General features: G+C 44.0%; 22 protein-coding genes. 14 read left to right on the forward strand and 8 right to left on the reverse strand.

Annotated elements, in window-relative coordinates; genetic code table 11:
• The 7 genes from ACYPWY_RS13455 to ACYPWY_RS13485 form a co-directional block, all read left to right on the forward strand.
• Positions 1-753 (forward strand): hypothetical protein (locus ACYPWY_RS13455; RefSeq protein ID WP_459686058.1); only part of this gene is annotated, 753 nt, incomplete at its 5' end.
• Between the two features lie 4 nt (positions 754-757).
• Complete coding sequence (locus ACYPWY_RS13460) at positions 758-1,171, forward strand: hypothetical protein (protein WP_459686059.1); 414 nt, start codon at positions 758-760, stop codon at positions 1,169-1,171.
• A gap of 474 nt (positions 1,172-1,645) precedes the next feature.
• On the forward strand, positions 1,646-2,764 hold the full coding sequence (gene holB, locus ACYPWY_RS13465) for a DNA polymerase III subunit delta' (protein WP_459686060.1): 1,119 nt from the start codon (positions 1,646-1,648) through the stop codon (positions 2,762-2,764).
• A 39-nt stretch (positions 2,765-2,803) separates the two neighbouring features.
• Positions 2,804-4,102, forward strand: coding sequence for an AAA family ATPase (locus tag ACYPWY_RS13470; RefSeq protein ID WP_459686061.1), 1,299 nt, complete (start codon positions 2,804-2,806; stop codon positions 4,100-4,102).
• Positions 4,083-4,619, forward strand: coding sequence for a hypothetical protein (locus ACYPWY_RS13475; protein WP_459686062.1), 537 nt, complete (start codon positions 4,083-4,085; stop codon positions 4,617-4,619). Before ACYPWY_RS13470 ends, ACYPWY_RS13475 begins: the two co-directional genes overlap by 20 nt.
• 121 nt (positions 4,620-4,740) lie before the next feature.
• Entirely contained in the window at positions 4,741-5,985 is a 1,245-nt protein-coding gene (locus tag ACYPWY_RS13480) for a PSP1 domain-containing protein (RefSeq protein ID WP_459686080.1), read from the forward strand.
• A gap of 13 nt (positions 5,986-5,998) precedes the next feature.
• Positions 5,999-6,493, forward strand: a complete 495-nt coding sequence (locus tag ACYPWY_RS13485; protein WP_459686063.1) for a gliding motility lipoprotein GldH — start codon at positions 5,999-6,001, stop codon at positions 6,491-6,493.
• A gap of 4 nt (positions 6,494-6,497) precedes the next feature.
• On the opposite strand, the gene ACYPWY_RS13490 is transcribed toward ACYPWY_RS13485, so the two are convergent.
• The 4 genes from ACYPWY_RS13490 to ACYPWY_RS13505 form a co-directional block, all read right to left on the reverse strand.
• Positions 6,498-7,136, reverse strand: a complete 639-nt coding sequence (locus ACYPWY_RS13490; protein WP_459686064.1) for an O-methyltransferase — start codon at positions 7,134-7,136, stop codon at positions 6,498-6,500.
• Positions 7,137-7,220: 84 nt separating this feature from the next.
• Complete coding sequence (pyk, locus tag ACYPWY_RS13495; protein ID WP_459686065.1) at positions 7,221-8,684, reverse strand: pyruvate kinase; 1,464 nt, start codon at positions 8,682-8,684, stop codon at positions 7,221-7,223.
• 50 nt (positions 8,685-8,734) lie between these two features.
• Positions 8,735-9,163: a type II 3-dehydroquinate dehydratase gene (aroQ, locus tag ACYPWY_RS13500; RefSeq protein ID WP_459686066.1), complete on the reverse strand. Its 429-nt coding sequence runs from the start codon at positions 9,161-9,163 to the stop codon at positions 8,735-8,737.
• Between the two features lie 262 nt (positions 9,164-9,425).
• A complete protein-coding gene (locus ACYPWY_RS13505) occupies positions 9,426-10,229 on the reverse strand; it encodes a hypothetical protein (protein WP_459686067.1) in 804 nt (267 codons plus the stop codon).
• A 121-nt stretch (positions 10,230-10,350) separates the two neighbouring features.
• On the opposite strand from ACYPWY_RS13505, the gene ACYPWY_RS13510 reads away from it, so the two are divergent.
• Entirely contained in the window at positions 10,351-10,554 is a 204-nt protein-coding gene (locus ACYPWY_RS13510; RefSeq protein WP_459686068.1) for a hypothetical protein, read from the forward strand.
• A 28-nt stretch (positions 10,555-10,582) separates the two neighbouring features.
• On the opposite strand, the gene ACYPWY_RS13515 is transcribed toward ACYPWY_RS13510, so the two are convergent.
• Together ACYPWY_RS13515 and ACYPWY_RS13520 are read right to left on the reverse strand one after the other, a co-directional pair.
• Positions 10,583-11,872: a porin family protein gene (locus ACYPWY_RS13515; protein WP_459686069.1), complete on the reverse strand. Its 1,290-nt coding sequence runs from the start codon at positions 11,870-11,872 to the stop codon at positions 10,583-10,585.
• 9 nt (positions 11,873-11,881) lie between these two features.
• Positions 11,882-12,421, reverse strand: coding sequence for an RNA polymerase sigma factor (locus tag ACYPWY_RS13520; RefSeq protein ID WP_459686070.1), 540 nt, complete (start codon positions 12,419-12,421; stop codon positions 11,882-11,884).
• A gap of 248 nt (positions 12,422-12,669) precedes the next feature.
• Here ACYPWY_RS13520 and ACYPWY_RS13525 point away from each other — a divergent pair, with 248 nt between their 5' ends.
• Positions 12,670-12,933 carry a hypothetical protein gene (locus ACYPWY_RS13525; RefSeq protein WP_459686071.1) on the forward strand — a complete coding sequence of 88 codons (264 nt, stop codon included), beginning with the start codon at positions 12,670-12,672 and terminating at the stop codon, positions 12,931-12,933.
• 83 nt (positions 12,934-13,016) lie between these two features.
• Here ACYPWY_RS13525 and glmS read toward each other — a convergent pair whose 3' ends face one another.
• Positions 13,017-14,861: a glutamine--fructose-6-phosphate transaminase (isomerizing) gene (gene glmS, locus ACYPWY_RS13530; RefSeq protein WP_459686072.1), complete on the reverse strand. Its 1,845-nt coding sequence runs from the start codon at positions 14,859-14,861 to the stop codon at positions 13,017-13,019.
• A gap of 584 nt (positions 14,862-15,445) precedes the next feature.
• Between glmS and ACYPWY_RS13535 the strand changes: the two genes are divergently transcribed.
• From ACYPWY_RS13535 to ACYPWY_RS13555, 5 genes are all read left to right on the forward strand, one after another.
• Positions 15,446-16,108: an ABC transporter ATP-binding protein gene (locus tag ACYPWY_RS13535; RefSeq protein ID WP_459686073.1), complete on the forward strand. Its 663-nt coding sequence runs from the start codon at positions 15,446-15,448 to the stop codon at positions 16,106-16,108.
• An 84-nt stretch (positions 16,109-16,192) separates the two neighbouring features.
• A complete protein-coding gene (locus ACYPWY_RS13540) occupies positions 16,193-17,446 on the forward strand; it encodes an ABC transporter permease (protein WP_459686074.1) in 1,254 nt (417 codons plus the stop codon).
• 12 nt (positions 17,447-17,458) lie between these two features.
• Complete coding sequence (locus ACYPWY_RS13545; RefSeq protein ID WP_459686075.1) at positions 17,459-18,715, forward strand: ABC transporter permease; 1,257 nt, start codon at positions 17,459-17,461, stop codon at positions 18,713-18,715.
• Between the two features lie 106 nt (positions 18,716-18,821).
• Entirely contained in the window at positions 18,822-19,949 is a 1,128-nt protein-coding gene (locus tag ACYPWY_RS13550) for an efflux RND transporter periplasmic adaptor subunit (RefSeq protein WP_459686076.1), read from the forward strand.
• Positions 19,950-20,029: 80 nt separating this feature from the next.
• A complete protein-coding gene (locus tag ACYPWY_RS13555; RefSeq protein WP_459686077.1) occupies positions 20,030-21,409 on the forward strand; it encodes a TolC family protein in 1,380 nt (459 codons plus the stop codon).
• Here the strand turns inward: ACYPWY_RS13555 and ACYPWY_RS13560 are convergent.
• Positions 21,361-22,899 (reverse strand): glycoside hydrolase family 10 protein, encoded by a 1,539-nt coding sequence (locus ACYPWY_RS13560; protein WP_459686079.1) that lies wholly within the window; start codon positions 22,897-22,899, stop codon positions 21,361-21,363. The genes ACYPWY_RS13555 and ACYPWY_RS13560 overlap by 49 nt on opposite strands.
• Positions 22,900-23,378 lie beyond the last annotated feature (479 nt).

Consider the following 23,378-nt stretch of genomic DNA (forward strand, 5'->3'; position numbering starts at 1 on the left):
TGTGCCAATAATCCGGTGAGGTTTGTGGACCCGACAGGGATGAGGAAGATCGATCCAGTACCTGGAACTCTACCAAATCCTCAGAGGGAAGTAAATGTGGATGAGATTAGTACTCAGGAGGCGCAAATGGTAGCTGAGCAGGAACAGGATAAGCGAGCATTGAGCGAGGCTGTATGGAGTTCGCATCAACCCCAACTTTATGCAACCAATTATGTAACGCGTAATGGCTCCCTGATTATCAGTACTGATGATGGTTATCCGAACAGGTTTGAACGTGCCGCCCCATTAGACGAAGTAACGGTTGAAGCTAAACGGAAACATAAACCGGGGAATGGGACGGTGGCTACGGGTTATAGCCTCAATGTGAATACGGCAGCAGGAGGATCAGTTGGTGCAAATATAGTAAATATAGTGGTAATTGAAAAAGGGCCTTATGCGGGAACGGTTATAGGTCTTTCCGAGGCACACTTAGGAGGTGGGCTAATATTGGACGTTTCGGGGAGCATCGGGATAACGAAATATGGGTATATAGGCGATATAAATAACCTTGAACCTAATGCATTTACTGGGGAGTCTTCCACATTAAATCAGTCGTTTGGTGAAGGAATCATATTTGGATTTGGCACTTCAACCTCAGATCCAGATAACTTTGGTGGTATATTAAAGGGTAGAACAATGACTATCGGTGTAGGTGCGGGTTCGCCTATAAATTTTTCCAAAGGAAAGATATATACTGAACCATTTAATAGATAATCTGATGAAAGAAATTGGATATACATTGCTTGTGATTTTTATTTTGGGATTAATTATCGTGCCAATACATTTTATAGAGCAAGATAGAATTGATGCAAAGAAAGAAGCCGAAACTAAAAAAGAAGAATATCCTCTTTTGGATTACGTCAAGGACTCCATTGGCTTAAATGGGGTGGTTACAATGAATTCTTTTTACTCAAGAGGATATAAATCACATCATATTGAACTTTCAAATGGAACGAAATTTGCACTATGGGGTGGTACCATAAATTATTTATATGAGCCTTTTGGATTGTCTTATTTTCTCCAAGTCAATGATTCCATCTATAAGCCAACCCATACCGATTCAGTTTATGTATATCGTGATGGAAAAGAGTATTATTTTATTTTGGGTAAGATAATAAATAAGAGGGAGTAGTTTTTGCTGCCAAAGGGGAGCACAACGCATTGTAGGGGCGTATGGCATACGCCCGATACACGCATTGTCGAAACGCGCAAATGTTTCATCATTGCATGTATTTTGATTGTCGTGTGCTGGGCGTATGCCATACGCCCCTACAATGCGTTCTGCAATTCGTCGTTGGCAGACGTGGCGCGCCACGTCTCTACTGAGAGGTTGTGCAATGCATGGGGGATTGCGGGTCGGGGCCGCAATGACAGTAGAACGGAGGAATTTATTTGCGTGAATTTGTGTAATCTGCGTAATCCGCGTTCCCTGTGTGTTGGGCAGGCGGACCCCGCCCCTACAACCTTGAAACCTCGAACTTCTTGGCATCATTAAGCATTATTTATTCCTTTTGCATAAAAAATAATACGAATATTTGCATTAAGGTTGTATCTTTGTAGAAATTGCAAATGGTGTTTCCCTGCGATAAGGGGAGAATGAAAATGTATGTTTTTTAAAGATATAATCGGACAAAATGATATAAAAAGCAGACTTATTTCGTCTGTCAATGAGGGATTTGTTCCTCATGCCCAGTTGTTTTGCGGGCCCGAAGGCGTAGGAAAGTTTCCTCTGGCCCTGGCCTATGCGCAATATCTGAACTGCGAGAATCGTCAATCCGGCGATTCGTGCGGCAAGTGTCCCTCGTGCCTGAAATACGAGCATTTGGTACATCCCGACCTGCATTTTGTGTTTCCGGTTGTCAAGAAAGATAAGAAAGAAGTTTGTGATGATTACATCGCCGATTGGCGGGAATTTCTCCACCGGAACAGCTATTTCAGTCTAGGACAATGGTTGTCGCACATTGATGCGGAAAATGCGCAGGGAATGATTTATGCGAGGGAAAGCGAAGAAATCATCCGCAAACTGAGTCTCAAGATTTATGAAGCGAAGTACAAGGTCGTCATCATCTGGTTGCCGGAGAAAATGCACGAATCCTGCGCCAACAAGTTGCTCAAAATCATAGAAGAGCCCACCCCCAATACGGTTTTCCTGCTGGTGTCGGACAATCCCGATAACATAATCGGCACCATACAGTCGCGAAGTCAGCGGGTGAACATACGCGGCGTAAACGACGAAGATATAATAAATGCCCTCGAAGGCAGTTATAATATTACCGCCGAAGATGCCGCTTCGGTGGCGCATATTGCCCGTGGCAGCTATTTGAAGGCGATAGAAACAATCAGCTTGAATGAGGTACATAAACGCTTCTTCAATTTGTTTGTTCTGATGATGCGCTCGTCTTATGCGAAGAATATCAAGGAGATAAAAAATATCGGCAACGAGCTGGCCTTGATAGGACGGGAAAGCCAAAAGGAGTTTCTGGCCTACGGACAGCGCATGATACGCGAATATTTTGTCAGCAACCTGAGCCAGCCCGATATGGTTTACCTCAACAACGAGGAAGCGCAATTCGGACAAAAGTTCGCCCCATTCATCAACGAGCGGAATATCCTGGGATTTATGGACGAACTAGCCCTGGCCGAAAGACATATCGAACAAAATGTAAATGCAAAAATGGTATTTTTCGACCTGTGTTTGAAGGTAACCATGTTATTGAAACGATAAAAATTAGTATATTTACTAACTCATTGTAAAAATCACAATATGAAAGTCTCTTTTGAAAATTTGGGAATAATAAAAAACATAACGTTGGATTTGTCCAAAAAGTTACTTGTTTTTTGCGGCCCTAATGGGACGGGTAAAACGTATGCTTGTTATGCCGTGTATGAGTATGTACGGCATCTTTTAAATATGAAAGCTATATCAGGAGAGGATATTTTTGATATGCCTGCTCTATTGGATAAAAAAGAAATAGTTGTTGCTTTAGATTATGATAAATTGTTTTCTTTGAAAGAATCATATATAGGTAGTATAGACATAAATGAGGCATTTGGACTACAAGGCAACACTCATTTTGTTGATTTTAAAGCCGGTTTCTTGGAGTCGAAAGATGAGTTTATCCAACAAATAAAATCATGGACTTTTTCTCTTGAAATCGACAAAATTCATTTTGAGAAAAAGTCGGATAGCGATTCGTTAACAGTAACTCTTCTTGATAATGTGGAATTATTATTAAGTGATGGATATTTTTACAATTCAATAATAGCCAAATATATCTGTTTCTATTCGTTATTACGAGTTTACATTTTGCCTGTAGAACGTAATTCGGTCTATACCTTTGCAAGTGAACTGGCAAGAAATAAATTCACGACCAATAAAGAGGAAAAAAACAGGTATCCTCGTCCTATTCAAGATGCGTTGGCTATTGCAGTTGATCTTAATTTTGTAAAGAAAAATGAATCTAAATACAGGTGGTTAGCGGAAGAAATAGAAACAACTATTCTTCATGGCGATGTTATAGTTTCGGAAGATGGAGAATTACAATTTGCCCCCGAAAGTAGTCCGGGAGTATCTCTTCCGATTCATCTTTCGGCCTCAATTATAAAAAATCTGTCTGGTTTGCTGATATATTTGAAGCATCAGGCAAAGGAGAACGAGTTATTGATTATTGACGAGCCGGAATTAGGCTTGCATCCAGATAATCAAATATTGCTGGCTCGTATATTTGCTCGATTGATAAACAACGGCATCCGACTGTTAATCAGTACGCACAGCGATTATATCATTCGCGAATTGAATAACCTTATTATGTTGTCGGCAGATAATGATGACATCAAGCAGAACGCTGAAAAATGGGGATATAAAGAGGACGAGAAAATAAATCCTGATAATGTAGGCGCATATTTGTTTAAACTTGACAAAAATAGTCAGGTTGTAGTAGAATCTTTACCTGTTGATGACAATGGATTTGAGGTTGTTTCTATTGACAAGGCAATTAGCCAACTAAACGAAAGGTCGGAAGATATATTTTATAGTTTGAGGTATGGCGAAGCAGATAGATAGTATCAAAAAAATATTGGCGGATAAATTTGCTGTACCAGATCAGAATAAATTGGTAGAAGATAAGGCTCCCGATGGCTCTGATTCTGTCGTAATGGAACGAAATATTAAACAAGAAACAGGCATTGATTATATTTTGTATAAATTTGATCCTGATAAAGAAAATATTTTTCCATTTTTCAAAGGCAGTACAAAGGGGTTGAAAAAAATATGTGATTATATCCTTATTGTGGAGGAAAGCAACAAGATGTATTTTCTGCTGGTGGAAATGAAATCGGGAATTGATAAGGATGCAAAAAAACAGTTGGATGCAACAGAACTTTTTGCCGAATATGTTTTGAAAAGCGCCGAAAGAGTTGAGTGTAAAATAGAAAACGCTCAAATCAGAAAAATAAGAATATCCGAATATAAATCAAAAGGCAAACATGCAACACGTCCTAAAGATTTAGAATATGATAAAAATAACTATACAGAATATAATATAACAGGGGATTTCAGAATAAAACCTCTTTTAAAATAATAACCAGATGGATCCAAAAATAATTAATATACCTACTGATAAGGCTTGTACTTGTGGCAAGAGCCCCGATGGAATATGCAAGTGCAAAACCGGAGAAAATAGCGCCGGTCGCTGTTGCAGGATGAGCGGAACGCACAAACTCGAAGTGTTTGACTGGTTGAGCGATTTGCCCGAAGCGCAGGAATCGACTCAAATGGTGGAAGTGCAGTTTAAGAATACACGAAAAGGATATTACCTGAACAGCAATAATATTGAGTTGAACAAGGGAGATATTGTTGCCGTTGAAGCAACGCCCGGACACGACATTGGCGAAGTAACCCTGACCGGGAAACTCGTTTTGCTTCAGATGAAGAAAATGAATTACCGTCCGCAACAAGTCGATCATAAGCGTGTTTACCGCATTGCCAAACCTTCGGATATAGAAAAATGCAACGAGGCGAAAGCCAAGGAGCATCAAACCATGCTACGGGCGCGGGAAATAGCCGAGGAGCTTAAACTGGCTATGAAAATAAGTGATGTGGAGTATCAGGGCGATGGGAATAAAGCTATTTTCTACTACATAGCCGACGAGCGTGTCGATTTTCGCCAGTTGATTAAAGTATATGCGGAGAAATTCCATGTGAAAATAGAGATGAAACAGATTGGAGCCCGTCAGGAAGCCGGAAGGGTGGGAGGAATCGGCCCTTGTGGTCGCGAACTTTGCTGTTCGGGTTCAATATCCAGTTTTGTGTCGGTTTCTACTTCTGCCGCACGTTTTCAGGACATCTCGCTCAATCCACAGAAGCTGGCCGGACAATGCGGAAAACTGAAATGCTGCCTGAATTACGAAGTGGATGTATATGTGGAGGCTCAACGGCAGTTGCCTTCGCGCGAAATAATCCTCGAAACGAGAGATAGCAACTACTATCATTTCAAGACCGATATTTTGTCGGGCATATTGACTTATTCTACCGACAAACATTTTGCCGCTAACCTGGTCAATATTGATAAGGACAGAGTTTTCAAGGTTATCCAAATGAACAAGAAAGGGAAAAAACCGCTCTTTCTGGCATCGGACGACGACAAACAGGAGGAACAAGCGCCATCCAACGATATTCTGGCGCAGGAAAATATCAACCGTTTTGATGATGCGAGAAAGAAAAACAAGAATAAGAACTTTCGCAACGGCAACAGGCAAAACAATAACCAGAGAGGACGGGACAACAACGATAGAAATGTAGCCAGAGGCGAAAATCCAAGGCAAAACCAGCATCCGAATAACAACCAAAACCAAAATCAGGGACAGCCTCAGAACCGGCCGGAAAATGCTAACAGAAAGAAAATCAGCCGCTCGGGAGGTAATAAGGAGAATAACAACCCGGAATAACCGAAACCTCAGCATGATGATTAAGCGTAACCCTGGCTTTATGGTCTGTTTACTGTTCGTGGCGCTACTGGCAGCTTATTCGTGCCGCCCCAACGAAACCTACTACCAATTTTCTGAAATAGAGAGTGGTGAGTGGGCAAAATGCGATACCCTGTATTACACCATTGATTCGTCCCTTATAAATAATGCTATCCGCTACAATATAACGCTCGAACTAACTCACAATGCTGGCTACCCCTATCGGAATATCTGGTTTTATATGCAAGACAACCTGAATGAGGCCAGTTTCCGCTCGTATTCGCATCAATACATGCTTGCCGATCCTTTTGGCAAGTGGTATGGTTCGGGCTTCGGGGCTTTGTATCAGCTGTCGCTGCCCTACAAAAATGCGGTGTATTTTAAAGGGAAACGCAATTTCAGCATAAAAATAGTGCATGGAATGCGAGACGAACCTTTGATGGGAATAGAGAAGGCAGGCATAAAAATAGCGCCTGCCGACGAAGAATAGGCGCTTATTTTTTCCAGGCCATTGTCAATCCGTCCCGGATGGGCAGTATTACTTTTTCTACGCGGTCGTCCTTTGCCAGCTTGTCGTTAAACTGCTGTATGCCTATTGTTTGCTTGTCTGTGGGATGCGGGGTTTCCAATACTTTGCCGTCCCATAAGGTGTTATCAATCAGAATAAGTCCTCCGGGGCGAAGCTTGTCTAAAATCAGGTCGTAATATTCGCAGTAATGGCGTTTGTTGGCATCAATAAAAACCAGGTCGAACGTGTGGTTTAGCGCCGGAATAATTTCCAGGGCATCGCCAATGTGGAGGTGGATTTTTTCTTTCAACTTCGACTGATGCAGGCGCTTCAGTATAAAATCTTCCAACTCGTCATTTATTTCGATGGTATGTATTTCGGCATCGTCCGCCGCCCCTTCGGCAAGGCACAAGGCGGCGTAGCCCGTGTAAGTCCCTATCTCGAGGATAAAGCGGGGCTGGAGTAAGCGGCAAAACATTTTCAGTATCTTGCCCTGTAAATGACCCGAGAGCATACGAGGCCGGAGAAGGTTTACGTGTGCATCCCTGTCGAGGCGCTTGAGCAAATCGCTTTCTTCGTCGATGTGCGACAAGATGTATTCTTCTATCAAATTATTCGTATCCATAAGCGTTTATAAAGCCAATGAGACGGTCAACCTTTAATTTAGTTGCCATCTCATTGTATATATAATTGAAACGTGATTAAAAACTTAATCAACCGGCACGTTGAAGCTGTCTTTCGTGTCAAGAACTCGTCCTACATTGTTTATTTCGAGGAATGAGGTGCCTTTTCCTTCGCCGAAAGTTCCGCTAAGGTAAGCAACCGTATTTTCTTTTTTGAGGAGATTTTGTTCCGACAAAATTTGCAACGATTTGATGAAGTACTTTTTGTGCTTGCTTGTTGTATAGCCTGTCGATTCCTGGTATTCGGCATGAACGCCGTAGCAAACCGAAAGCTGACGGGCAACTTCGATGTTGCAACACATGGCATATACGGGGCTTTTGCAGCGGAAAGCAGCAAGAGTGCGTGCGGTGCGACCGGTGTAACTATCTGTAACAATTGCATCTACATTGAGTTTTGTACATGCTTTCACTGCTTGTTTTGCAAGGAAAGATGTTGTGTCGTACTCCGAGTCTTTAAACGGAACAGCTATATCTTTTTCTTCCAGTTTAGAGATTTCGGCAGCGCGTGCAATCGAAGCCATGGTGCGAACAGCTTCTACCGGATATTTTCCGTAAGCTGTTTCACCGCTCAACATCACCGCATCGGTTCCGTAATAAACGGCGTTGGCGATGTCGGTTACTTCGGCTCTGGTTGGACGCGGGTTTTCTATCATTGTGTGCAACATCTGAGTGGCAACAATTACCGGTTTTTTGTATTCTACGGCTTTGCGTATCAGCAAACGCTGGATTCCGGGGATGTTTTCTTGTGGTACTTCTATACCCAAGTCGCCACGGGCAACCATCACGCCGTATGCATGTTCATAGATTTCGTCGATATTGTCAACGCCTTCCTGATTTTCGATTTTAGCAATGATTTTGATGTTGCTGCCATGTTCGTCAAGAATTTTCTGAACGTCCAAAACGTCTTGTTTGTTTCTCACAAACGAGTGAGCGATAAAGTCGGCTTTGTTGGCGATAGCAATTTCGATGCTTCGTTTGTCTTTTGCTGTAATAGAAGGCAAATTAACGCTGACACCCGGTATGTTTACGCTCTTACGGCTACCTATTGTGCCATTGTTTTGCACTTCGCAAAGCAGGTAGTCCTTTGTTTTTTCAATCACCTTAAGCGCCGTTTCGCCGTCGTCAATCAAAAGGAGATTACCAACCGGAACGTCAGCCACAATACTTGGGTACGATACCGAAACCTGTTCGGGTGTGGATTGTACGTTAATGTCGCCGATAACTTTCAGCCGGTCTCCCAATTTTACTTTAATTTTTTCGCCGCTGGCGGTCGGTGTTGTGCGGATTTCGGGGCCTTTGGTATCCATAATGATTCCGATAGTGTCCGATACAGCTCTTACATTGTTGATTACTTTAACGAATCCTTCTTCGGTCATGTGGGCCGAATTCATTCTCACAACGTTGGCTCCTTCATTGTATAATGACCTGATAAAGTCAACTTCACAACACATATCCGAGATTGTGGCTACGATTTTTGTCTTCTTAAACATAAAGATAGTTATTATAGTTTATTGATATTTTTTGCTTACTGTCTTATTTTTTACTGCCTTTTTTTGCTGAAGAACTCCACTGCCAAGCGGTAGGATTCAAATCCCAGCCCAACAACGGAGCCACGACAGGCAGGCGCTATGATAGATTTATGCCTGAATTCTTCCCTCGCATGAATGTTTGATATGTGTACTTCTATCACGGGCGTTGTTATGGCTTTTATGGCGTCGTGTATGGCCACCGATGTATGCGTATAAGCTCCTGCATTAAGTACAATGCCATCGTACGAAAATCCTGCTTCGTGCAACTTGTCGATGATCTCTCCCTCGTGATTGGATTGATAATACGAAAGCCGGCAAACAGCTCCATATTCGCCCTGTAAGTCTTGGAGATAGCTCTCGAAGCCGACATCCCCATAGATGGATGGCTCCCGCTTGCCAAGCAAATTCAGGTTGGGTCCGTTTATTATCAGTATGTCCATATTAACCAAGTCTTTACAAGGATTTTTACTACTGTCGATTTTATACCGCGCAAAGTTAATTATTTTTTTCTATAACAACTAAACTATTTAGATGCTGAAAGAAATAAATGTCTTTATTTTGCAAACTATGTGTTACATTCTCCGGCATTGTTTTCTCAAAAAGAAAAAGCTGCTTTTCAGCAGCTTTCCATTTGTCTTATCTTTTCCGAAAATCCGGTTTTCGTGATAATTTCTAATCCGGTTTTTACTAATTTCCACCAAATTACTTGGCAGCGGTATAAAGCAGGTAATATCCGTTTGACAGCGTAAATGTTCTCACTTCGTAACCCTTTTCGGTATTACTGCTTGAAGTGGCGGCACATCTGAATTTGAATGTGATTCTTTTTGTGTCTTGCGCTCCCTCTTCGGGCTTAGCCAATACTGCAACGACATTCCTCAAGTGCTTAAAGTTTACAACGGCTTTCGTAGTTTCCCGCTGAGGTGTTATCCCCACCGACGAGCCGCCTGTTCGTGCAAATATACAGTCGAGTGTAACTATGCCTTTATTCAAATCTTCTCCATCTTGTGTATTCGGATTGTAATATACTCGAAATTCGGGAGCTTCTTCCTCACCATATTTTTGATAGGTATATTCAAACAGCCATCTGTCTCCCAGATGTTCATCAGGCCAGAAAGCATTGATTGCAACGTTTTCGAAGGCATCATTTTTAGTCATGTTTTCATACACGTCTTGCTCTGTTATTGTTGCCGTGAACTGGTTCCGGGCAGGAAATGTGTTCACCGGATCAATATTCAGGAAATCGGGGCGGTAAGTAAAATTGTTCGATTGGTTGAAATTTACCTTGTAGTCGATCAGTGCACAATCGTTATCGGATAGCCCGGCCAATGCATCCGAAGACAAATATCCGTAAGAAAATGCAGCGACCTTAGCGTTGTTTATCGTGGTGATGTAAACAAATTCACCTTTGGCTGTACGGCTGTTTTCGCTTTCGCCCAAGCAGGATGTAAACATCAGGGCAACGGCTCCGGCTAATAATAATTGAATTTTTGAACTAGTTTTTTTCATTCTTTTTTCAGCTTTTTAGTAATAGAACGTTTATAATATTGAGTTTCTGCTTTTCCGCCTGCAAAGGTAGTAAAAAAGCTCGAAAGCTTATCTTAGTTCATTGTCATTTAAGGGCAAACGCATGAAAATTTTTAGTCCCACTATTACGGATGAGATTCCTCCCTTTGGTCGGAATGACTCGCCTATTGGTGGTTTAAGGGATGAGGAAGCGGCGGCTTCGCCGCCGCTTCCTCATCCCCTCTCTCAAAAAGGAGACAGTCATTCCGACCAAAGGGAGGAATCTTCTGTTCATATCAGCAACTTTACCGAAAGGCATAAGCCGTAAAATTTTTCATGGTTTGCCCTGTTGTCATTTAAAACTTTAATTTTAAGCCCAAATTCAAATCCAACTGTAAATTTTTATCAGAATAGATTGTACGGTACTCATTTTCGGCATCAAAATAATAAGCTCCTCCAACAGTTGCATAAACATTTAATTTACCGTATATTGGATAGGATGCTCCTGCATTGGCCATGAACGACAGTTGCGGATTGTCCTGACTGATTTTGTTCGATATGCGGTCTTCGACTGAGGTGATGTCAAAGAACAGTTTTTTTATTTCCTGATCGCCATCAATTTTTCCCGAAATATCTTTCTGAATCATCCCTCCGGCTGAAATCTGAAATTCGGCTTTCCCGAGCCGTACAAAGGTATAATTGACCGAAACGGGGATGCCCAGGTAATAGAACTTCTGAGTTCCTTCGGCTTGATATACGGTACTTAACGATTCAATCGGTTTTATCTTCGAGGACAGATAAGTAAAAACGACGCCTGTTTCGACCGAAAAATTGCGGTTGACTTTTTTATTTATTTTCAAGCCGAAAGAAATCGGCTGCTTGTGTTCCACTTTGATGTGCTTTTCGTATCTGATTTGCAGTTCTTCCATCTGTGCCATATGATATCCTTTCGCCATAAGTGGGACAGGTTTTATGAAATTGGACGGAGCCTGAGCCATTTTATCTTCAGACTTAACCATGTTGGAACTTCCGCCAAACAGTACGGAGAATCCGTTTTTATTGTTTTTGTTCCCCGGATTACCGGCTAATAATACCTCATCGTTGTTTTGCCCCAGTCGTTCAAATGCGGCTATATCTTCTTTCAATCGGGCCTCTTCTATGTTCGCTGGTTTTTCTTCGGGGCTTGGTTCTTCTTTTTGAGTAGTTCCCTCTATTTGTGGTTCGGCTTTATCGGTGGCGGTTAATTCATCTTCCATATCAACTATGTCGCAGATTTGAGGCAATGTGATTGAATGGGCATAAAGCGCTGGCGCCTGATTAGGCGTTTTTGTAGCGGCTACCATATCCGGCTTGGGCGTTTTATTCGCTACCATTGCCGGTGTATTTGTTTCGGTAGCGATTTCGGAGGCGAGCTGTTTAGTTGCATCGTTATCGTCTGTCAGGAATAACAATGCCAAGGCTAAAACAGCAGCAACACCTGCCGCAAAAGCAGCTACCCGGTGCAAAGTAAGCTTGCGCGCCCGGACTTGCCCAACTTCGGGCGTCAGGTTCCGGCTTATTTTATCCCACATTCCCTCCGGAACCGGTGGGTTAAAACCGGTCAGCTTTGAAGAAAATATATTTTTTATTTTATCGTTCGGTTGCATTTTGTCCTTTTAGTCGTTTTTGTTTAAGTAACTCATCACTTTCTCCTGTAATATTTGCCTCGCTCTGATGTATTGAGACCGGGAAGTTCCTTCTGCAACACCCAGCATCTGAGCAATTTCTTTATGCGAAAGATTTTCGACTACATAAAGATTAAATACCGTCCGGTAACCGGCTGGTAAATCCTGTATCATTTTCATTAATTCTTCCTCGGAGATATTATTGGCCCTTTCATTCTCATCATCTGTCAGATCGGGAATTTCAGTCAATTCTTCTGTAATGATGGACGATTTTTCCTTTCTAATCCTTTCTAAGGCCAGGTTTATAAAAACCCTTTTCATCCAGCCTTCAAAAGATCCTTTCCCTGAATAAGAATCAATTACAGAAAAAATTTTGATAAATCCATCGTGTAACAAATCCTCCGCAGCCGCCGAATCAGGGGCATAACGCAGACAAATACCGTACATAGAACGTGCATATTTCTCGTACAGATATTTCTGGCATTCACGGTTTTTTTCCTTGCATCCTGCAATTAGCTGCAATTCTTCCATCTTCACTCATTACCTAACAGATGCACACATCCCGAAAACGTTGCATCGTTATTGTTTTATTTCCTGCAAAAATACATAATTTATTGCTTAGCGTGAAGCGGAATGGCAGAGGAATAATCAGGGAACGAGCAATCTACAACACCTTTTATTGTTGTTTACGGAATATTGTATTTTATTTCGGGAACAGGGTTGTTTTATTTTCGGGAGATGAATATCTTTGACTTCCGATACTTAGCTAAACAAATAATATGACATCGAAAAAAATCCGCAAGCAGGAAAAAGACAACCAGTCCAGGAAAATGAAGTTGCCCAGGTATTTTTGGTTCAGGCAATTTGCCATATATCCGCCCTCATTGGCGCTGTTTGCCGCGCTATTCGGCCTAATCTATCTGCTGAACTACGACATGCTTGTGTCGGTTTATGCAATACCCTTTGTCCTTACACTTATATTAAGCGCTATTTGGTTGAAAATGGCAAAAAAATATATTTTGGGGAAATACAAAAATTCATAAATTGTAGAGACGTGGCGTGCCACGTCTATAAGCAATGTAGGGGCGCGATTAATCGCGCCCCTGCATTGCTTATAACGTTATCCTTATTCCACCGTAACCGACTTGGCCAGATTACGCGGCATATCCACATCCCTGTTTTTGTTCACGGCAATATGGTAGGCCAACAATTGCAGGGGGACACACGACAACAGCGGGTCGAGGCATTCGATGGTGGTCGGTATTTCGATGTAATGGTCGGCCAAGGCTTTTATAACTTCATCGCCTTCGTTGATTATAGCTATAATCCGGCCCTTACGCGCCTTTATTTCCTGTATGTTGCTAACTACTTTTTCGTATATTGTATTGTTTGTAGCAATTGTTACTATGGGCATTTCGTTATCAATCAAGGCAATAGGGCCGTGTTTCATTTCGGCGGCAGGATAGCCCTCGGCATGAATATAGGATATTTCCTTCAACTTCAAAGCGCCCTCCAAGGCTATCGGATAGCTGTATCCACGGCCTAGATAAATAAAGTTTTGGGCATAAGTAAATATCAGGGACAATTCTTTGATTTCTCCGTTCCGCGAAAGTATTCTTTCTATCTTGTCGGGAATATGCTGAAGTTCTTTGATTATTTCCAGATAACGTTCGTGTTCGATAGTTCCTTTTTCTTTGGCAATGGTCAACGCCATCATCGTCAGAACGGTAACTTGTGCGGTGAACGCTTTTGTGGAGGCAACGCCAATTTCGGGGCCGCAATGCGTGTACGAACCCGAGTCGGTATTACGCGGTATCGACGAGCCTACCACATTGCATACGCCGTAAACAAAAGCCCCTGCTTTTCGGGCTAGTTCGATGGCTGCCAACGAGTCGGCTGTTTCTCCCGACTGCGAAATGGCGATTACAATATCATCGGAATAGATGACCGGATTGCGGTAGCGAAACTCCGAAGCGTATTCTACCTCGACAGGTATCCGGCAAAATTCCTCGAATAAATATTCGCCTATCAGGCCGGCGTGCCACGATGTGCCACAGGCAATAATCAATATGCGGCGTGCGTTGATAAATTTATCTTTGTAATCAATAATACCCGAAAGCGTAACGTTTGTTTCTTCGATATTGATACGTCCGCTCATGCAGTTTTTGAGCGTTTCGGGTTGTTCAAATATTTCTTTCAACATGAAATGAGGGTATCCGCCCCGTTCCAGCTGGCTCAGGTTCATTTCAAGTTCCTCGATTTCGTGGGTTTTCTCAATGTTGGAGATTGTTATGATTTTGGGCTCTTCATCTCTTTTTATGATGGCGATTTCTTCATCGTCCAAATAAATAACCTGTTGGGTATATTCTACTATCGGGGAGGCATCTGAAGCCAGAAAAAATTCGCCTTCGCCAATTCCTATCACAAGCGGACTACTTTTTCGGGCGGCAATTATCTGATTGGGGTTGCCTTTTTCTATCACAGCGATGGCATAAGCGCCTACAACCTGATTAAGCGCCAGTTGCACAGCCGTAAACAAATCGCATTTGTTCAATTGCTTGATATATTCAACCAGCTGAACCAATACCTCCGTATCGGTGCTGCTCTGGAATGTATAACCCTGCTTTTGGAGTTCCGCTTTCAGAACGGCATAATTTTCGATAATACCGTTATGTATTAGCGCCAGCGATTCCGATTGTGAATAGTGAGGGTGGGCATTTGTGTTGCTTGGTTCGCCATGCGTTGCCCAACGGGTGTGCGCAATGCCAATTGTTCCGCTGAGGTCTTTGTCCTTCGCAAATTCTTCCAAATCCTGCACTTTGCCCTTTGCTTTGTAAACCGAAAGGCTGCTTTCGGCATTAATAATTGCAACTCCGGCGCTGTCGTAGCCTCTGTATTCCAGTCTGTGTAAGCCTTTTACTAAAATGGGATAGGCATCCCGAAAACCTATATAACCAACGATTCCACACATATATATGTCGTTTTAATTTTGCAAAGATACTATAATATGGTTAAAATTCCAATTATTGATTATGTAAGCAGGTAAACGCATGAAAAATTTAGTACTACTGTTACGGATGAGATCCCTCCATTTGGTCGGAATGACTTGCCTGTTAGTGGTTTAAGGGATGAGGAAGCGGCGGCTTCGCCGCCGCTTCCTCATCCCCTCTCCCAAAAAGGAGACAGTCATTCCGACCAAAGGGAGGAATCTCATTATTATTATGATTTTTTCTGTCGCTTCTGTCGCTGTCATTGCGGGCCTGACCCGCAATCTCCTGATAATCATTGCACGTTTACTCGGGAGATCCCGTGTCAAGCACGGGATGACAGTCTTTTAAGACAGCCCCCCTACGGGAAACGCGGCATTTTGTCCTGCCATCTCAACAAACCCGATACGCAAAACGTTAAATAATCTGTTTATTGTAAATTTTCCGGCAGTTTTCTGCTATATGATGTCAAAAAACTGCACAAACGGATTTTTATTTTAATTATAAGGTTAAATTCGTGGGTCGATTACAGAATGGTATTTAGAAAACATTATAACGTGGTACAACAGTGATAAGAATCAGAGGTCTGAATAAAACATATTACAGTGGCGCTCCGCTCCATGTGCTGAAAGGAATAAACATGGATGTTGACAAAGGGGAGTTTCTTTCGATTATGGGCGCTTCGGGATCGGGGAAATCAACCTTACTCAATATATTGGGCATACTGGATACTTACGATACGGGCGAATACCTCCTCGATGATGTATTGATAAAGAATTTGAGCGAAAGCCGTGCCGCCGAATTAAGGAACAAGAAAATCGGTTTTATATTCCAATCCTTCAACCTGATTTCTTTTAAGAATGCCATGGAAAATGTGGCTCTTCCGCTCTATTATCAGGGCGTAACCCGAAAGAAGAGAAACATCATGGCCATGGAGTACCTCGACAAAATGGGACTGGAGAGCCATGCCGACCACATGCCCAACGAATTGTCGGGAGGGCAGAAACAGCGCGTTGCCATTGCCCGGGCGCTTATTTCGCGCCCACAGATTATACTGGCCGACGAACCGACCGGCGCACTCGATAGCAAAACCTCGGAAGAAGTGATGAAGCTTCTGCGGGAGATAAATACCACCGATGGCATAACCATGTTGATTGTAACCCACGAACATGCCGTGGCAGAAGCAACCGACCGCATTATACACATCAGGGATGGGGTGATAGCCCCCTAAATCCCCCGTAGGGGGACTTCAAAAGCCTCCCCTGCGGGAAGGTTGGAGGGGCTACTTGTAACTTGAACTTGTAACTATTATAGTATGTTTGATTTCGATTCCCTCAGGGAAATTACATCTACCATCAGCAAAAATAAACTGAGGACTTTTCTCACCGGTTTGGCTGTGGCATGGGGTATTTTCATGCTGATTGTTTTGCTGGCTGCCGGAAACGGATTAAAAAACGGGGTGTCGTCCAATTTCTCGGGACGCGCCAAAAATTCGATTACCATTTGGCCGGGATGGACGTCGATGCCATACCGTGGCTTGCCTGTTGACCGCAACATCCGCTTCGATGCCAAAGATTACGACCTTATACGCAACCGGATGCCGAATGTGGAATACGTTTCGCCCAAGATACAGCAAGGAACCACCATCTCCTACGAAAAAGAATACGGGTCGTGGTCGCTGGAAGGCGTTACGCCCGATGCGGTTTTTATCAATAATCTGGAGGTTACGGGTGGCAAAGGTCGCTTTATCAACCGGATAGATATGCAGCAGCGCCGGAAAGTGATTGTGATAAGCGATGAAATGAAGACAATTCTTTTCAAAAAAGAAGAAGCTATCGGCAAATACGTGCTGGCAGGCAATCTGGCCTACCGGGTTATAGGCATATACAAAGACCAGAACGGGAGGATGAGAAGCAGTTCGCCTGCCTACATTCCCTTCACCACGGCACAGGCTTTGTATAACAAGGGATACGGCTTCCGGCAGATAGATTTTACATTGACAGGACTTCACAGCATTGAAGAAAATAAAGCTTATGTGGAGCAATTGCGCGAACGCCTGGGCAAGATACACGGTTTCGACCCGAAAGATAATTCGGCCTTGCGTGTGTGGAACACCGCCGAAAATGCAATAGAAACCGAAAATATGTATTCGGGATTGGAATTGGTCGTTTGGATTATTGGGATTCTGTCCTTAATCGGAGGGCTGGTGGGTATTGGCAATATCATGCTGGTTACTGTAAAAGAACGGACAAAGGAAATCGGCATCCGCAAGGCAATCGGCGCAACGCCCCTGTCGATACTGAAACTCATTATCTTTGAGGCCATACTTATTACGGCGGTATCGGGCTATGCCGGTATGTTGTGCGGCATCGGTCTGGCCGAAATAGTGAGTACGGCGCTGAGTAATATGCCTTCCGACGGGATGACTATCTTTAAAGACCCATCGGTTAGTTTGGGTATAGTAATTCGGGCAACCCTGTTTCTGATAGTCGCCGGCGTATTAACCGGATTAATACCGGCCATAAAAGCAACGCGAGTAAGCCCTGTTGAGGCAATGAGAGCGGAATAAAACAAAAGAAGTATGTTTGACTTAGACAATTGGCAGGAAATATGGAATACAATCACGCGAAACAAATTTCGTAGTGTACTGACCGGTTTTGGCGTTTTCTGGGGGATACTGATGTTGATTTTGCTCCTGGGGCTTGGCTACTCGCTGGAAGGAGGAGTAGAAAAAAACATGAACGGATTTGCCACTAATTCCTGTTTCTTTTTCTCCAGTCAAACCAGCGAGCCTTATAAGGGCTACCGGAAAGGGCGCAGTTGGAACATGAATAGCCACGATCTGGTCATCATTCGCGAAAAAGCCAAATCGGTAGAATATATTTCGCCGATATTGTTCGGGGAGTCCGGTGCAAAAAATGCTGTCAGAGGGCAGAAATCGGGTTCGTTCGGCACGAGAGGTATTTATTCCGAGCATTTCAAAATAGAGGAGCAACACATCCTTGCCGGACGCTTGTTTAACGAAATAGATATAGACGAAAACCGCAAGGTGTGTGTCGTCGGGAGAACTGTTACCGAAACCTTGTTTAATACGGATGAAAATCCCATTGGCGAATACATCCGTGTGAACGGTATTTATTTTCAGATAGTTGGAATTATACGTCCCAAATCCGCCATTTCGATTGGCGGAAATGTGGAAGAAACTGTTTTCCTGCCTTTCACCACCATGCAGCGAGCGTTTAATACGGGCGACAGGATACACTTTCTGGCTTGTACGGCCAAACCCGAATATCCGGCAGTCATCGTGGAAGACGAAGTGAAAAGTATATTGAAATCGGCTCACGACATAGCGCCGACAGACGAAAAAGCCATCGGAAGTTTCAATGCGGAGAAGGAGTTTCAGATATTTCAGGCCTTGTTTATGGGAATCAATATTCTTATTTGGTGGGTAGGAGGCTTTGCCCTGGCTTCGGGAATTATCGGTATCAGCAACATTATGTTGGTAACGGTCCGCGAGCGTACCCGCGAAATAGGCGTAAGGCGTGCCTTGGGAGCCAAACCGGCAACCATTGTAGCGCAAATATTAAGCGAAAGTTTTATCTTGACAGCCTTGGCAGGCCTGGCCGGATTCTACTTCGGCGTATTTATTCTGGAAATTGTTCGCCAAGTGATGGAAGCCAATATGACGGAAGATATGTTTTTTATTCCGCCGCTTGTATCATTCAGCAAAGCGATGATAGCCTTATCGGTACTGGTCGTTGCCGGCGTGCTGTCGGGCTTGATGCCTGCTTTGCGAGCGTTGAAAATAAAGGCCATTGATGCCATCAGGGAAGAATAAACCAGCCCCCTCCAACCTCCCCCCAAGGGGAGGCAATAAAGCCCCCCTCCTTACGGAGGGGTTGGGGGAGGCTTTTTACTTGTAACTAAATAAAAAATATACAAATATGAAAAGGATACTCAAAATTACACTGCTTGTACTGCTGGGAGTTATTGTTCTGGGAACATTCTACTGGTTATGGCAGAAGTCGCAGCCGAAAGAGATTAAGTACGAGATTGTTACCGTAGAAACCGGAGACATAGAGAACACCTCTGTCGCCACCGGAAAAGTATCGCCGCGCGATGAGATATTAATCAAGCCCCAAATATCGGGTATCATTGCCCAGGTGATGAAGGAAGCCGGTGATTTTGTGAAATCGGGAGACATTATAGCAACCGTAAAGGTGATACCCGAAATGTCGTCCCTCAATTCGGCCGAATCGCGTGTGCGGATTGCCGAAATCAACCTGAATCAGGTAACAACCGAATACGAACGCCAGAAGCAGCTTTTTGCAAAGGGAGTGATTGCCAAAGAAGAAATGGACAAATCGGAGGCCGACTACAAAAAAGCAAAAGAGGAACTCGATAATTCGCAGAACAACCTCGATATTGTGAAAAGCGGCATGTCGAAAGCTACGGCACAATACAGCAATACACAGATTCGTTCCACCATCGACGGTATGATACTGGATGTGCCCGTGAAAGCCGGAAATTCGGTTATTCAGGCCAATACCTTCAACGATGGAACCACCATTGCCTCCATCGCCAATATGAACGACATGATATTTATCGGGAAAATAGACGAAACCGAAGTGGGACGGGTGCATACCGGAATGCCGATTAAACTCTCTATCGGTGCAATCGAAAAGCAAAAGTTCGATGCCACACTGGAATACATATCACCCAAGGGAACGGAAGAAAACGGAGCCATTCTGTTTGAGATAAAAGCCGCCGCCACCATCCCCGATACAGTACTTATCCGTGCCGGATACAGCGCCAATGCCGAAATAGTATTGGCGCGAACCGAAAAAGTATTGACCATCCCCGAAAGCGCCATCACCTTCAGCAACGATTCGGCATACGTGTATATGTTGAAAGATTCGACTAACCAAAAACAGGTTTTTGATAAGAAACACATCACCATCGGCCTTTCGGACGGCATAAAAGTGGAAGTGAAATCGGGCTTGGCCAAAGGAGACAAAATCAGAGGCAACGAAATTTCGGACAAGCCGGTTGTTGATATACCGAAAAAATAAAAACAGCCCCCCCACCCCCGCAGGGGGGATTCAAAAGCCTCCCCCACGGGGAGGTTGGAGGGGCTTAAACTATTTGAATTATGATAAAATATATACTATCGTGCTGCTTATTGGCTGTTTGCGTAAGCATGCAATCTCAAACAAAGTGGACATTGAGGCAATGTATTGATTACGCCATCGAAAACAATATCGAAATCAAACAACAAGCCCTGAATGTTGAAAATGCTGAAATAGACCTCAGTACCAGTAAAAACAGCCGCTTGCCCGATTTGAATGCCGGACTGGGAGAAAGCTTCAATTTCGGACGATCCACGCTGGGAAATAATGTTTCCGAATCGGTCAATTCGTCCAGTTCTTCTTTCAGAATAACATCATCGCTTCCTTTATTTACGGGCTTTCGCATTCCCAACGAAATTAAAATGAATGAGTTGAACTTGCAGGCTGCAACAGAAGGCTTGAAACGGGTGAAAGAAAATAAGGAATTGCAGGTGGCCTCTTTATATTTGGAAGCGCTGTTTAAGAAAGAACTCGTGAAGGTTTATCAGGAGCAGGCAGAGCTTAGCAAAATTCAGCTCGAACGCACGAATGTATTGGTGGAATCGGGGAAAGTGCCCGAATCGCAGTTGTATGACATAAAGGCGCAGCTGGCAAAAGACGAGTTAAACCTGACCAATGCCGGCAACGATTTAATATCCTCACTCCTCAATCTTTCTCAGGCCTTGAATATACAGGATTCGGGCAATTTCGACATTGCAGAACCGGAGATGTCGGATGTTATTGCCAGAAACCTGTCGAGCATACTGCCTGTGGAACAAATCTATCAGGCGGCAATAGGCACAAAACCACAAGTGAAAGAGCAGGAATATTTGTTGCAAAGCAGCAAAAAAAATCTGAAAATCGCCCAATCCGGTCATTGGCCTACCCTCGATTTGGGAGTAGGTTACAGCACATCCTACCAGCATGTGTCGGGAGCGGACGTTGTAACAGCAACCGGAGAGGTAATAAAAAGGAATCAGGATTTTAGCGGACAAATCAGGGACAGAGGCTCGGAATATATCAGTTTCACATTAAACATCCCCATCTTCAACCGTTTCCAGACACGCAACCGGGTAAAGGCAGCACGCCTGAGCATTCAGAATTACGAGCTGAGTTTGGACAATGTAAAACTGGCCTTGTACAAAGAAATACAGCAGGCATACCAAAGCGCCGTCTCGGCACAGGCAAAATACACCTCAACCGAAAAAGCGCGCGAAGCTGCCGCCGAATCGTTCAAATACGCCGAAGAACGTTACAGCGTAGGCAAATCCACCGTATTTGAATTTAATGAGGCCAAAACAAAACTGCTATCCAGCAAATCGGAACAAGTGCAGGCCAAATACGACTTCCTGTTCCGTGCAAAAATACTTGATTTTTATCGTGGAGTGGAGATAGATATAGAAGCCCCTCCAACCTCCCCGTAGGGGAGGCTTTTGAAATCCCCCCTACGGGGGGTGGGGGGGGCTGGGGCTCTATGCACCACAAAAGCCGGAAAGCACGGAACGCTTTCGTTATGAAAACGGTCGGATGCCGTTACCGAATAGTACAGGCCAAACTCTCCGTAAGTCATTTCCAGCATTATCTGATTGCCTCTGATGCCTGTTGCCAGTATATTCGGGGGGTTGTTTACATCCACATCTTCTTCGTTGGCGCAATACACCGTATAGCTTTGCTCTTCGGAGTTGTCAGCCGGTTGCCAGCTCAAACAGAGTTTCCCCTGCTCATTGATAGATGCTTCCAAATTGATGGGCGAATTGGGCGCCACATTATCCAGCCACTGCATGGATGGTAGTTTGGCGGGATGCTGATAATACTGCTCTTTAAGCGTCTCGTTTATCCCTTTGGTATCGGCTGTAATAATTCCGGCGCGAAAATAGGCCTGCCCTTTTACTCCTTCTTTTCGGGTGTAATCAATCTGTTGAGTTATGTCTTCCAGCGCCCAGTCTTTTTCCTGAGGAAGCAGCTGATAAGCTCCCAATCCGGGAACTACCAGCCTGTTGCCGCTGTTCTTCAACCAATCGTTCAGAAAAGGATAGAAATCGCCGTCCTTATAGTAAAGCATCGGATAAAGGGCATCGTGCTTACCCGACTGCATCCAATAGGCTGCATCCTGATACACACTTTCGTAGGCCGTCCAACTGCCTCTGTCGTAGTCCAGATTGCGGTATTTACCCACGGGCGAACTGCTTACCTGCACCCAGGGCTTTAGTTTTTTCACAAAATCGTATATCTCGCTCACCAGCAGGTTGATATTGCTCCTTCGCCAATCGTCCGGATTTTTGCCTTGACCATATTTCCGGTAAGTATCGTTGTCGGGAAAACGACCGGCTTTTTCGGGGTAGCGAATGTAGTCGAGCTGAATCCCGTCGATGTCATAATTCCGTACAAGCTCGTTTATCAGGGACAAAATATAGCTGCGCGTACCTGGATTCCCCGGGTCGAGATACCATTCGCCGTTGTAAAACCGACAGAGTTCGGGGCGCTTTTTCACCACCGAATTTTGTCCGTGGGCAGCCACCTGATTTTTTGTCCCCACCGGATAACTTACAAACCAGGCATGACATTCCAGGCCCCTCCGGTGGCATTCCTCAATAGCAAAGCCAAGCGGGTCGAACCCTCTTCCGGCAAACAGGCTCATAGGCTCTATAGCGGATAAATAAAACACATCGCCCCGGATTCTTACCTGAAAAAAGACCGTATTAAAATTCGATTCGCGGAGTTTATCAAGCATCTTGCGGAGTTGCGCCTTTTGTCCCTCCGCACCCAGGCCATGCGCCGGCCAATCCAATCCCCAATTGGTAGTGAGCCATACCGCCCTTACCTCGGTAGCAGGGCCGCTCCCCCTCAAAACCAAAGGAATAGACAGAAAGAAAAACAAAAAAAGAACAAAAACCACTTGCTTCATCTTGACCATTACAGAATTTCACCACAAAGATAGGAAATTAAAATTTAAGGAAAGCCCCCTAAATCCCCCGTAGGGGGACTTTTTGATCCCCCCTACGGGGGGCGGGGGGGCCGTAGGGCTTAACGCAATCAAGGGACCACCTTCCCAGGCAATCCCTTGACATATTCCATATTTTAATATCCAATTTAATATAATAAACAATTAAATTAGGCTGATTTTCTCTTAGCGCTTGCACGCCAGGATATTTATATGGAAGCCCCTCCAACCTCCCCGGCCTCTATCTCCCTACGGGTACTTTCTCCAAAAGGAGAAAGGAAAAGGTAAAAGCTTTTGGAGGCTTTCAGGGTGTTATTAATACTATTTTTTTTGTTTTATCGCAGATGCGCTCCCAGCCCCCTAAATCCCCCGTAGGGGGACTTGTTGAATCCCCCCTACGGGGGGCGGGGGGGCTGTTGGGGGGGCTGTTGGTTATTTTATTATTTTTTTAC

The sequence above is a fragment of the Viscerimonas tarda genome (genome assembly GCF_054601255.1).